7 protein-coding genes are annotated in these 12,450 nt (G+C 60.3%); 6 read left to right on the forward strand and 1 reads right to left on the reverse strand.

All coding sequences use genetic code 11. The features are described 5' to 3' along the window. The first annotated feature begins 475 nt into the window (after positions 1-475). Complete coding sequence (locus HF320_RS08455) at positions 476-1,324, forward strand: MurR/RpiR family transcriptional regulator (protein ID WP_169277896.1); 849 nt, start codon at positions 476-478, stop codon at positions 1,322-1,324. Positions 1,325-1,893: 569 nt separating this feature from the next. On the opposite strand, the gene dnaX is transcribed toward HF320_RS08455, so the two are convergent. Continuing rightward, the gene (dnaX, locus tag HF320_RS08460) at positions 1,894-4,371 is read right to left on the reverse strand and encodes a DNA polymerase III subunit gamma/tau (protein WP_169277897.1); all 2,478 of its coding nucleotides are present in this window, start codon (positions 4,369-4,371) and stop codon (positions 1,894-1,896) included. A gap of 146 nt (positions 4,372-4,517) precedes the next feature. On the opposite strand from dnaX, the gene HF320_RS08465 reads away from it, so the two are divergent. From HF320_RS08465 to HF320_RS08485, 5 genes are read left to right on the forward strand one after another with little or no spacing between them, the layout of a single operon-like run. Then, on the forward strand, positions 4,518-6,314 hold the full coding sequence (locus HF320_RS08465; RefSeq protein WP_169277898.1) for a serine/threonine-protein kinase: 1,797 nt from the start codon (positions 4,518-4,520) through the stop codon (positions 6,312-6,314). 6 nt (positions 6,315-6,320) lie between these two features. Then, entirely contained in the window at positions 6,321-7,319 is a 999-nt protein-coding gene (locus tag HF320_RS08470; protein WP_169277899.1) for an FhaA domain-containing protein, read from the forward strand. A 9-nt stretch (positions 7,320-7,328) separates the two neighbouring features. Continuing rightward, on the forward strand, positions 7,329-7,742 hold the full coding sequence (locus HF320_RS08475; RefSeq protein WP_022387630.1) for an FHA domain-containing protein: 414 nt from the start codon (positions 7,329-7,331) through the stop codon (positions 7,740-7,742). Continuing rightward, on the forward strand, positions 7,739-9,520 hold the full coding sequence (locus tag HF320_RS08480; protein WP_169277900.1) for a Stp1/IreP family PP2C-type Ser/Thr phosphatase: 1,782 nt from the start codon (positions 7,739-7,741) through the stop codon (positions 9,518-9,520). Before HF320_RS08475 ends, HF320_RS08480 begins: the two co-directional genes overlap by 4 nt. Beyond that, positions 9,520-12,411 (forward strand): FtsW/RodA/SpoVE family cell cycle protein, encoded by a 2,892-nt coding sequence (locus HF320_RS08485; protein WP_169277968.1) that lies wholly within the window; start codon positions 9,520-9,522, stop codon positions 12,409-12,411. The genes HF320_RS08480 and HF320_RS08485 overlap by 1 nt, the downstream gene beginning before the upstream one ends. Positions 12,412-12,450 lie beyond the last annotated feature (39 nt).

Raw genomic sequence — 12,450 nt, forward strand, 5'->3', positions numbered from 1 at the left:
GCCGGACTCCGTGCCTTTCGAAAAAAATTTTATTAGCAAACACGATCCATTCATATCTTTAATTTTGACTTTCCGACGAACGGTATGTAACACATCGTTCACATAAATTTACTTGAAGGTGAACGGTTATGGATGTATATTTATAAATTTATGTGACTAAGACTGTTTCAAAAAACATTTTTTGTTTTGCTTTCGAAATTTCTCCCGCTCTCCGTTCACAGTTCCTTTCGTTCATTTTTTATCGATGGGCCAGTCCCTGTGGCAAAAATTGTCATATTCAGCCCTCTATATCCACTATTACCTGCAAATTCTTTTGGAAATACCGCAACATATCGCCACACGTATAAAAAAGTGAGCACCGTTCAATTACCCGGGATGCTTCTCATCGAAAAATATTTGCCGATGAGATACTTTCTTTTGATTTCGGTCTACACTGCAAAGTGAGATATAAGTTTTTTTCTAGCCAGGAGCACCGATGGCCGACGCCGTACTTCTAAAAATCAAGTCCCTCATGCCCAACCTCTCCGCCAAGGAGCAAAAAATCGGGCGTTTTATCCTCGACGACCCGCGCGCGGCATCGCGTATGACCATCTCCGAGATGTCCAGCACGCTCGACATCGCCGATTCGACGGTCTTTAAGTTCACGCGAAGCCTGGGGTACAACGGATTCCGTGACTTCCGCAACAATTTGCTCTCCGAAGAATTCGACCCCGAGATCTCGATTCACGAAAACGTTCGCCCCAACGACAGCTCCCTCGATATCGCAAAGAAGGTATTCCATTCCTCGGCGACTTCGCTTTCCGATACGCTCGCGATGATTCGCGAGGACGACCTGGAGGAGGCGCTGCAGTTTTTAACGAGCGCGCGCATCGTCTCGTTCTACGGTTGCGGCGAATCGGCAGTCGTAGCGCTCGACGCTTACCAAAAGTTTCTGCGCTCCCCCATCAGCTGCCACTTCATCATGGACTCGCACATGCAGCTCATGCATGCCTCCCTCACACAACCGGAAGATTGTGCCTTTGTAGTTACCCACACAGGTGTTACCAAAGAGATGCTCACCATCGCGCGCATGGTCAAAAGCGCGGGCGGCAAGGTCATTGTGATCACGAGTTATCCCAACGCCAAGATTTCCGAGTACGCCGACGTGACGTTTGTCTCCACGTCCGAAGAGACGGGCTATCGTTCCGAGTCTCTCTCCAGCCGCTATCCGCAGCTCGCCATCATCGACTCGCTCTACACCACGTTGATGTTTCGCAACCCCAATGCTTCCGAATCCTTGAGCCGAATCCGCACGATTATCAGCACCACCAAAGAGGACCATTAAAGGCAAGGGCCAAGGGACAAAGGCGCTTCTTCCACATTTCGCTTATACGCGCCCCCGGCGATACTATCCGCTTATATGAGCCCTCAGCAATACTTTCTTCGCCCTCGTTTTGGGACGAGACCACCGCTTGAGCCCTCCACTTCAAATGAGTGGCGGAAACTCGCTTGTTCCCGAGATAGGTGGCGGAAATTCGCTCGTTTATGGGGCGTTTTCCTCTCCCAAACGCATGCGAAACCGCCATTCGCTCGAAAACGATTGAAAAGCCGCCGATCATCAGAGGGCAGTGCGGCGGAAATTCGCGCGTTTCCGAGATGACTGGCGGGAATTCGCTCGTTCTCGAGATGGGTGGCGGAAACTCGCGTGTTTACGTGGCGTTTTCCTCTCCCAAGCGCATGCGGAACCGCCACTCGTTCTAAAACGAATGAAAAGCCGCCGATCATCGAGGACGATGTGGCGGAAAAGAAGAACGGAACCGCCACTCATTCACGGCAGCACGTTGCTTATGAGCGCGCCCGGCCATGTTCGATGCATAGCCGGGCGCGATTTTTATCGTTCGCTATATCGTTCGCTTAATTGTCGACGGGCTTGAAGACGACGCCCTCGCCAAAAACGCTGTTGAGCAGGTCTTTGCCCTCCTCGACGGTCTGCGGCGTCAGGTTTTGCTCCATCACGTTGCCAAACGGGCTAGTGGCAAAAGGCGAGCTCGACGCCGCCGTCGAGCGCGCCGGCTCGACGGCGGGCGCAGAAACAGGCGCCTCATCAACCTGGGGTGACGAAGCGGGTTCGGCAGGCGCCGGCACCGGTGCGGGTACTGCAAAAGGCGAAGCTGCAGGGTCGGAGGCGGGCTCTTGGAAGGGAGGTTCCTCGGCATCGGCCTCGCCGATCATGGCATCGTCATAGGGAACCTGTTCACTTTCCCAAGGGGCACGCTCGTCGGCATCGCTCGTCGGAGCCGCACTGGGTGCCACGGTCTCTGTAGCAGGAGCAACCGCAGGCGCAATCGGTTGCGAAGTCGAAGCCGGCGTTGCAGGGACTGCGTGAGCAGCGCTCGAGGCGGGCGGCTGGAACGGCGATCTTGACGCGACGGCGGCGGGAGCAGCGGGGGCAGCGGGCCCAGCGGCAGGCGGCACCGGACGCTCGAATACCTCGGGCGCAGGAGCGGAAGCGGGCGCAAAATCTTGCTGGGAAGGCGCCGCGGGCGTCGGCTGCGGTGCGCCTGCGCCGGGCTGCGGTGCAGGTGCACCGGGCATTACATACTCGACGGTTCGCGAACCGAATACCTCGCAAACCACCGGCACGATAGCCTCGTAGGAATCTACGCGCTGCAGCATCTTCATGGCAAAGACGGAACCCGCAGGGAGCTCAACAGCCAGACGCGACCCATCATCGGACTGCGCACGAGCGTGGAGCAGCAATGCCCCGCGCGAAGCCTTTTGCGCCGTCACGCGCTTCACAACCTCGTTCCATTTGCGCTGAAGATCGGACTGGTCTTCCACGGCAGGGGTTTGAGGGGCGTCGGCAACGGCACGCTTTGCCACCGTAGATTGCTGTGGCGCCGACTTTGGAGCGGGTCGCCCTAAAGCAGGGGCGGGCGCGGGGACAGCCTTGTGCGCTGTCTGCGCTGCAGATTGTGAAGCAGAAGACGCCGGCTGAGGTGCAGGCGTGGTGGGAACCGAGAAGGCAGATCGTTCTTGAGGCGCAGATGCGGCTTTTGGCGCCGCCTGCGTCAAAGCGGGCTGAGGCGCAGGCGTCGAATTGTTCCCGGGCGCCGCCGCATTCGAAGCCGGCCCGTTCGCCGGCGCGGCAGCCTGCGGCACCGCCTTCTGCTCACGATTCTGCACAGGAGACGAAGCAGCGGGAGCCGCAAAGGAACCAGAGGACAGCTTTGCCTCGAGCATGTCCAAGCGCTCGGCCAAAGCCTCGAGCGTCAAATCGCTCTCGGGGCGCGAAAGACGCGTGAGGGCGATCTCGAGCACCAGACGCGGGTCGGAAGCATTGCGCATCTCGATAGCGGCATCATCCAGCACGGTAAGAATGCGCGCAAGGCGATCGGACGTCTCGAAGCAAGACGCCTCCTCGCCCAAGGCAGGAATGTTCTCCGGGGGGCAATCAAAAAGTTCGGGAGCGGTACCCGCCACGCGCGCCGTATAGACATCGCGCATATGCGAGACAAGATCGCGCGTAACCTCCAGCAAGTCGTTTCCCTCTTCAACCTGCGCGCGAACCAACCCGAAGAGCGTCGCGACATCACGTTTGGCGATACCGTTCGAAAACTGAGCGAGAATCGCGCCCGAAGCCTCACCCAAAAGGGAGCGAGCATCGCCCACTCGCACGGCACCATCGCCAAAAACAGAGAGTTGCTCCAGGGTAGAAAGGGCGTCACGCATGCCGCCGCGGGCATGGCGGGCAACGATCTGCAAAGCCTCATCGTCGCACTCAAAGCCCTCCTGCTCACACACGTAGCGCAGGCGGCCCTCGATGTCCTCCATCGAGATGCGATGGAAGTCAAAACGCTGGCAACGGGAAAGAATCGTCTCCAAGATCTTTTGCGGATCGGTGGTGCACAGGATGAACACCACGTGCGCAGGCGGTTCCTCAAGCGTCTTGAGGAGGGCATTAAATGCCGCCGGCGAGAGCATGTGAACCTCGTCGATGATGTAGACCTTGTAGGCACCGCGCACAGGGGCGAAGCTCACCGAATTGATGATCTCCTCGCGCACGTTGTCGACGCCGGTGCGCGAAGCCGCATCGAGCTCATAGACATCGGGGTGCGTTCCTGCCGCGATAGCCTCGCACTCGGGACATGTTCCGTCGGGCATGCAGCCCGATGCGCCCTGGGTACGAGCCCCTTCTGCCTGCTGACACAACAGGGCTTTGGCGAGAATGCGCGCCATGGTGGTCTTGCCCGTACCGCGCGGGCCGCAGAACAGGTATGCGTGGGATAAGCGTCCCTCCGCCACCGCGTGCTCGAGCGTCGACACGATACGCCGTTGCCCCACAACGGAATCAAAGGTGAGAGGGCGATATTTTCTGTAGAGCGATTCCATGGGTGCTCCTCAACTCAATTGATTACGGGCTCTATTCTACCGTGTCGTGCGACGCCGCACCCATAGCGGCCGTGCTAAACTAACGGCAAACATGACACCCGCACGTACCCCGTGCGAATCAAAACCCAAACGCATTAGGTGACTTCATGCCGTTGTTCTCGCAACATACCCCGCAGCAAAACGGTGCTGCAACCCTCCTGCGCCGTTATCGCCCGCTCGAGACGCGCGCAACCGGAGGTTTTGGCAGCGTCGAGATCTGTCTCGACACGCGCCTGCAGCGGCGCGTCGCCATCAAGCGCATCCCCCTTGTTGCAGAAGGCATGCCCGCACCGGCAGGCTCCACCGCCGCAGCGCTTGCCGAAGCACGCACCGCGAGTATGCTGCAGCACCCCAACATCGTTTCGGTCATCGATTTCACCTATGATGCCTCCTTCGCCTACTTGGTCATGGAATACGTGGACGGACTTTCGCTCGAGGAGTTCCTCGCTCAAGTCGACGGCCACTCGCTCACGTACGATGAGGAGGCGCACATCGCGGACTCCTTATGCCAGGCGCTTGCCTACGCGCACGAAAACGGCGTGCTGCACCTCGATATCAAGCCGGCAAACGTGCTCATCGACCACAGCGGCCACGTCAAACTGGCCGATTTTGGCATGGCATGTCTCACAAGCGCTGCGGGCTGGGGCGGAGCACGGGGCGGAACCATCGGATACATGTCGCCCGAGCAGCTCGACGGCTCCGTGGTGGACGAGCGCTCCGACCTGTTCTCCCTTGCCTGCGTGCTTTACGAGTCGCTCTGCGGCGGCAAGCCCTTTGTCGCCACGTCTCCCGCAGACTCGCTCAAGCGCATCGAAGCTGGTGTCGAGACGCCCAGCGAGCTTTTGCCCGATATTCCCGCTTCTGCAGAGCACGCGCTTTTGCAGGCGCTCTCCCCCACACCGGAGTCCCGACCCGTTCGCGCGGACGACTTTGCCGAGGCGTTCCTATCGGAGATGGGCAATGCGCGTCAGGGCAAAAAGAGCCTCGCACGCATGATCGCGCGCATGACTTCCGACGATATGGACCCCGTGGAGCCGACCCAAGACGACGAGCCCACCGTAACCGATCCGGCAAAAGGCCTTTTGGGAACCAGATACCCTCAAGCCCGATTGCTGCTGGGCGTCGTCGCGTCAGGCTTCGGCGTCGCTTGGCCGTCTTTTGCCATCCTGCACGCCATGGGCCTGGCTCAGGCTCCCGCCGCCCTCTCCGCCATCGTCATCGGGGCCGCTGGCGGCGCCGCGCCTCAGATCGGCTCGGCCCTGCTTGCAGCCGGGCTCTTCACCATGATCGTCAACTCAACCCCCCTCGTCCCCGCACTGCCCTCCCTCGCGCTCATCGCCGCATTGGGAACATCGTGGTGGCTCGTATGGGGACGCACCTCGCGCCATGCATCAACGGCACTCGTCGTAACCTATGCCTTATCCGCATCGCCATCGCTGCCGGCCGATGCCTGTCTTGTCGGGGCTTGCCTGGCCGCGTACCTCGCGTCGCCCGCCGAGGCGGGGATCTCGTGCGCGCTCGGCATGATCTTAGGGAGGCTGTCGCTTCTCGCTTGCACAGCAGGCGGAGTCCTTGGAGCCGATATGTTGGCCCAAGGACTTCTCGATGTGTCCTTTATCGCTCCTGTTCTCATTTGCGCTGCGGGGGCGGCGGGACTCTCATATTTGCTTGACCGCGGGTGGTCAAATTACCAAAAACAGGGCTCTCGCCTGCTCTTTTTGCTCGCCGAAGCCTGCCCGGTCGTCCTCGCCATCGGCATCCTCTGTCTTGCGCACCCTATGGAAATTGCCAGCTTGCGCCCCGAGAACATCGCAAATGCATTTGGAGCCGGAATCGTATCCTCTATAATTGTTTGGATTGACATGTATCTATTTGGCTATGAACACGGCCCGTCGAAAGAGTGATCGTACGTGAAGTTTCTGAACACCTTCGAAGACCACGTGGCAGGCATCCTCGGTGCCGCCCGCGCACCATTTTCCTTCAAGAAGCTCGCCAAGCAGGCGGCTCACGAGATGGAAGATCAGACGCTTGTGGTCAATGGCGTCAACACCGCGCCGGCACTCTATACGATCTTGATTGCCAATGACGACGACCCTTTGATGGCCCCTTACTACCCGCAGCTCTCGCGTGAAGTGAGCGAGTTCGTCAAGGCTCAGGCAGAGAAGAAGCGCTACGCCTTTGTAGGCGAGCCCCTGGTGCGTTTTATGATTGACCCCTCTCTTAAGGGCGGCAAGTTCTCCGTCTTTGCCGAGAACGTCGACGCCCCCACGCTGGGACGTCTGTACGAGGAAGAGCGCGCGTACCAAAACGGCATGTCGGCACCGATGCCGCGTCAGCAGCAAACGCCGCGCCCCATCCAGCCTGCTCCCGCGCCGCAGCAAAACCCCATCCAGCCTGCCCCCGTCTCGCGTCCCGTGGCACAGGTACCCAGCCCGGCCGCCGTTGCAAACGATCCGTTTGCCCCCAACCCGCCCGATCCCGCAGCACCCATCCCCGTGCCGCAAACCGTAACGCGCGAGGCAATCGCCGGCATGGGCGGAGCAGCCGCAACCGGCGGTGCGATCGGCGCCGCGGCAAGCATCGCCGCCAACATGGCAAACGCACGCGCAAACCAAGCTCCCGCACAGCCTTTGGCCCAGCTTATCGATGTCGTGACCCGCGAAACCCTCGAGGTCAACGCGGCACATTGCATCATTGGCCGCGAGCGCGCTGCCGCCGACGTGGTCCTTCGCGACCCCAACGTCTCGCGCCGCCATGCCGAGCTTACCTTCACGGGCTCCGACTGGTCCATCGAGGACCTCAACTCCACCAATGGCACGTTTGTGAACAACCGCCGCATCACGCGCTGTCCGCTGCGCAACGGCGACCTGCTCACCTTTGGTCTTAGCAACTTCGAGTTCAGAAGCTAGGAGCAGCTCATGATCGACCTGATCTTGTTCACGGGGCGCATCGTCCTCGTCGTCTTGCTCTATATCTTCCTGTTCGCCGTCATGAAGACCGGCGTGGGCCTCGTCCGCGGTCAACGCCGTGACTCGGCAATTTGGACCATCGATGTCGACAAGGGCCCTCGCGGCATCCGTGGCATCCATGTGGACATGCTCGGACCCGTAATCGTGGGCCGCTCGCCTTCGTCCGACATCTGCATTAACGAACCCTTTGTCTCGGCATCGCACGCACGTTTCACCACCCAAGGCCCCGCCCTTGTGATCGAGGACCTCAACTCCTTGAACGGAACGCTCGTCAACGGCCGCACACTCACCGAGCCTGCCACCCTGCGCGAAGGCGATGAGGTGCAGATCGGCGATGTCGTGATGAAAGTGAATCGCCGATGATCGACGAGGAGAACAATTTCTCTTTCGAAGCTGATACTGGTCTTGGCGACGATGCCGCCACGCCAGCGGCGCATGCTGCCCATATGGCGCCTTCCCCTGTCGAACACGCCGATGTTCCCGCAGCGGGAGCGCACATGGCAGAGCCTGTGGATGTTCCGCGGGACACCGCACCAGCCGACGATGCCGACCGTACCGCCGTGCACGCCGCCGCCCTCGATATCCTGAACGAAAACGCCGCCACGCATGCCGCTGCCGTCGACATCCTGAATGAAGACATCGATTTGGCCGAAAAGGGCGCTGTCCCGGCCTCCGTCATCCCCACTGCCAGTGCTGAGGCTCCTGCAGAGCCGGCCCCGGAGCAGGCGCCCGACGCATCCGACGCCGCGCCCGATGACGAGCCCGCGGCCCCGGCCCACGCCGCGCCCAAGCCGCGTCCGCTTCCCACCGCCTCGCTCGACGATACCGCCGAGATTGACGTCGAAGCCGTGGAAGCACAGCTCAAAGACCCTGGCAGCACGCAAAGCTTCGCCCCCATCACCGAAGAGCGCATCGACACCGACTCGACCTACGACGCCGGAACCACCACCACGCTCATGTGGGGAGCACGATCCGACGTGGGATGTGTGCGCTCCCATAACGAAGATTCCTATCTGGTGCAGTCGCCGCTCTTTTGCGTCTGCGACGGCATGGGCGGACACGCGGCGGGCGAAGTTGCATCTTCGCTTGCTGTGGAAACCATCGCGAAGACGGCGCCGAATGCTGCCGACCCCGCACTTCTCGCGGCATCGGTCGAGGCCGCCAACGCCGCCATCATCGAAGCCGCAGCGAACGGCTTGGGCAAATCGGGCATGGGTTGCACCGCGACCTGCGCCTATATCGACGGCACCACCATTGCCATTGCCCACGTGGGCGACTCGCGCGCCTACCTGCTGCATGAGGGCACCCTCATCCGCGTAACGCGCGATCATTCTTATGTCGAGGAACTCGTAGACGCCGGTGAGATCACCGCCGACGAAGCGCGCACGCACCCAAATCGCTCGGTCATCACCCGCGCGCTCGGCTCCGACCCCGCCATGTACGCAGACCATTTCCAGCTCAACATCGAAGAGGGCGACCGCCTGATCTTGTGCTCCGATGGCCTATCGAGCATGGTCCCGGACGGCGATATCGAAACCATTGCCACCCAATCATCGACCGCGCAGATTTGCACTGATAATCTGGTGGACGCAGCCCTGGCGGCAGGCGGCGGAGACAACGTGACCGTTGTCGTCGTAGATGTGGTGGACGATGGGCGCATCAAAACCCTCATCGGCAAGCGCCGCCGTAACCTCATCATCGCCTTGGTCGCGCTCGTAGCCGCACTCGTGCTCTCGGGCATCGTTGCCGCCGTGTCTATCACGCGCTCCGTGTTTTTGGGCGTGAACGGCGACGACACCGTAGCGATCTACGCCGGCGTCCATGCCGACTTCTTGGGCATAAAGCTCTATCACATTGAAGACACCACGTCGGTCAAGCTCTCAGACCTACCCGACGATACGCGCAACCGTCTTGAAGAAGGCATTCCGCAAGATAGCCTCGAGGACGCGCGCAATACGATTTCGGAATACCGTGCGCAAATCGATGCCGCCGAAACCGAACAGGTGCTCACCGCCGAGACGATTCGCAAGAGCGCAGACGCCAACGCGGGGAAAACCGATTCGAGCGGCGCCGATAGTTCCGCCACAGGCACTCCGACCGATACGACCGATACGACTCAAACCACCAAAGGAGGCGCATGATGGGAAGCCGCCGCAACACCGAGCTTTTCTTGCTCATCGCTTCCGCGTTCCCGGTAACGCTTCTGTATGCACTCTATGTCGCGGGCACCGGAGCCACGCTTTCATTCCAGACACTTGCCGTACCCATCGGCCTGTTCGCCGCATTCACCGCGGCACACATCGCCGCGCGCATCTTTGTCCCCGGCGCCGATCCGGCGATTCTGCCCATTGTCTTTTTCCTTTCGGGCATCGGCATCACCTTTGTCACGCGCCTGGCACCGAGCCTTGCCATGAACCAGCTGATCATCCTGTTCGTGTCCATCGCGCTCATGATCATCACGCTTGCTCTGGTCAAGAATCTCGACATCGTGAAGCGCTATAAATACACATTCGGCGCGATCGGCATCTTGCTGCTCATCCTGCCCATGTTTATCGGTACCGAGATTTACGGCTCCAAGCTGTGGATTCGCATTGGCTCGTTTACCATCCAGCCCGGCGAGTTCGCCAAGGTCTTCATCGTCTTGTTCCTGGCCGGCTACCTCTCCGAGAACCGCGAGCTGCTCTCCATCTCCAGCCACTCGATCATGGGCTTCAAGATTCCACGCCTGCGCCTGCTCACCCCGCTGTTCTTGGTGTGGGGCATCTGCCTTCTGGTCGTTGTTTTCGAACGCGACCTGGGTTCGGCGCTGCTGTTCTACACCATCTTCTTGATGATGCTCTACGCCGCAACCGGCCGCGTCTCCTACGTGATCATCGGCTTTTTCCTGCTGGCAATCGGAGCCGTGGGCGCCTATCACTTCCTGTCCCATGTGCAGGTGCGTTTCCAAATCTGGCTCAACCCGTTTGCAGACGCGCAGAATAAGGGCTATCAGATCGTACAGGCGCTTTACTCCCTGGCCGACGGCGGACTGGCCGGCGTGGGCGTGGGCAAGGGCCTCGCCAAGCTCATCCCGATCGTCGAATCCGACTTCATCTTCTCTGCCATTGGCGAAGAGATGGGCCTGCTTGGCGGCGCCGCGGTTCTTCTTGCCTTTATGCTCTTCGCGGTGCGCGGCCTCACCACCGCCGCACGCGCCAAGTCCGACCTTGCCGCTTTCACGGCAACGGGCCTCACCGCCGCCATCTCGTTCCAGGCGTTCTTGATCGTGGGCGGCGTAACCAAACTCATTCCGCTTACCGGTGTTACCCTGCCCTTTATGAGCCAGGGCGGCTCCTCCCTGCTCGCGAGCTTTGTCATTGTGGCACTGCTCATGCGCGCAGGCGACGAGGCAACCGGTCGCAGCGTTGAGCTTGCGGGCACGGGCATCTCCACCGCTCTTCCCGACAGCGCTGTTGCAGGAGCTCCCACCAGCAAAAACGGCACCCGCTTCTTCACGGCCAACACCGGTGCCGCCGCAAGATCGCACGCTCGTCCAAACTCGCGCATGCGTCGACGTCTGCTTGACACGCCCGAATCCGGCGTACTGGGCCGCGTCGCGCTGGCAAAGCGCCTTACGGTCACGGTGTTCGTCTTCACCGGCCTGTTTGCCATTCTCATTGGCAATCTCACCTATATCCAGGTGTTCCAGGCCAAGAACATCCAGAGCATGTCCAGCAACAACCACACGATCATGCGCGCCGCCTATATCAAGCGCGGCTCCATCATCACCTCCGATGGCGTGACGCTTGCCGAATCGGTTCAAAACGCCGACGGAACCTACTCGCGCTCCTATCCCAACGGAAACCTCGCCGCGCACACGGTGGGCTATTATTCCACGCAGTACGGATCCACCGGCATCGAAGCGTCCATGAACGATACGCTCACCGGCTCACGCGATTACTCCAGCTGGAAAAATGCCGTCAACTCGCTTGCCGGCATCACCCAGCCCGGCAACACCGTGAAGCTCACCATCAACTCGAGCATTCAGCAGGCCGCCGAGCAGGCGCTTGCCGGCAAGAAGGGTGCCATCGTGGTGCTCGACCCGCGCACCGGCGCCGTGCTTGCCAAGGCGAGTGCCCCCACCTATGACAATTCCAATGTCGAGTCCCTTATGGGCAACGGCAATGACGAATCCCAGGGGTCGCTCGTGGACCGTTCCACCCAGTCGCTCTACACGCCCGGATCGACCTTCAAGGTCGTCACGCTCGCCGCGGCACTCGACTCGGGCAAGACGACCCTGGACCAAAGCTTCGAGTCGCCCTCGTCCATGAAAATCGGCGACGCCGATGTTACCAACCACCTCAACGCCAATTACGGCACCGTAAGCCTCGAGCGCGCTTTTGCGCTCTCTTCCAATGTTGTCTTTGGCCAGCTAGCCACCGATATCGGCGCCGACACCCTTACGCAGTATGCACGTGCATTCGGCTACGGGCAGTCGCTTGGCCAAGACTTTGGCACCGCCGAGTCGATCATTCCCGACGCCAGCGCGATGACGGAATGGGAGCTTGCCTGGGCAGGCGCCGGCCAGCCCGTTGGCCAAGGCCACACCCCCGGCCCTCAGACCACGGTGATGCAAAACGCCGTGATCGCCGCCGCAATCGCCAACAACGGCATCGCCATGAAGCCCTATGTTGTTGCGCAGACGCTTTCCCCCGAGGGCACAGTGGTCAAAACCACCCAGTCGCGTTCACTTGGCCAGGCAATTAGCTCGGACACCGCAGCTAAGGTCAAGGAAGCTATGCTGGAGGTCGTCGAAGACGGTACTGGTCAGGTTGCTCAGGTTTCCGGCGTTAAGGTAGCCGGCAAGACAGGCACCGCAGAGATCGGATCGAGAAATATCAACTCGGTCTTTATCGGTTTTGCCCCCTATGACACGCCTACCGTGGCCATCTCGGTCATGTTGGAGGATTACACCGAAGACAGCGGCGAGGCCAGTGCCGCAGAACTTGCGAGCCAGGTTTTGAAAGTAGCCTTGGCCGTTCAAGGCGCGTGATGGTATATGAATAGTATGCATTCGATGCATTTGAAGTGT

Origin of the sequence: Collinsella acetigenes, assembly GCF_012844445.1 — a bacterium.
Lineage (GTDB): Bacteria > Actinomycetota > Coriobacteriia > Coriobacteriales > Coriobacteriaceae > Collinsella > Collinsella acetigenes.

Excerpts from the sequence above, each read along its gene's own strand:
- HF320_RS08485 (WP_169277968.1), top strand. The coding sequence starts at position 9,520 with ATGGGAAGCCGCCGCAACACCGAGCTTTTCTTGCTCATCGCTTCCGCG.
- dnaX (WP_169277897.1), bottom strand. The coding sequence starts at position 4,371 with ATGGAATCGCTCTACAGAAAATATCGCCCTCTCACCTTTGATTCCGTT.
- HF320_RS08480 (WP_169277900.1), top strand. The coding sequence starts at position 7,739 with ATGATCGACGAGGAGAACAATTTCTCTTTCGAAGCTGATACTGGTCTT.
- HF320_RS08475 (WP_022387630.1), top strand. The coding sequence starts at position 7,329 with ATGATCGACCTGATCTTGTTCACGGGGCGCATCGTCCTCGTCGTCTTG.
- HF320_RS08455 (WP_169277896.1), top strand. The coding sequence starts at position 476 with ATGGCCGACGCCGTACTTCTAAAAATCAAGTCCCTCATGCCCAACCTC.
- HF320_RS08465 (WP_169277898.1), top strand. The coding sequence starts at position 4,518 with ATGCCGTTGTTCTCGCAACATACCCCGCAGCAAAACGGTGCTGCAACC.